General features: G+C 62.0%; 1 protein-coding gene. It reads left to right on the top strand.

The window, feature by feature from the left end:
- Nucleotides 1-128: 128 nt before the first annotated feature.
- On the top strand, nucleotides 129-308 hold a 180-nt coding region (locus L995_RS34335), incomplete at its 3' end, for a hypothetical protein (protein WP_231574417.1).

A 308-nucleotide genomic window follows, 5' to 3' on the forward strand; every position in this document is an offset into this window, starting at 1 on the left:
GGGGCCAGCAGTACCGCCCGCCAGGCGGCGCAGTTGGGGAGTTGGTCGCCACGTTGCCCATTCCCGGAGGCCACACCGTCAAATGGGACTCGCTGTCCTCCAGCGCAGACGGCCAACGATTGCGCGCTGTGTTCACCACGGTATTGGGCAATTTCCTGCTCGTTGATCTGGCCGTTGGCGATGCCAGTCTTTCAATTGTCACCACTTCAGAGCGCGGCTCTCGCATCGAAGGATGGGAGGTTTCCACCAACACCGGCACTGAGCTGGAGCCCAACATCACGGGCACCCGCATGGGCCCTATCTCCTTT

The sequence above is a fragment of the Delftia sp. ZNC0008 genome (assembly GCF_000799035.1).
Taxonomy (GTDB): domain Bacteria; phylum Pseudomonadota; class Gammaproteobacteria; order Burkholderiales; family Burkholderiaceae_C; genus Comamonas; species Comamonas tsuruhatensis.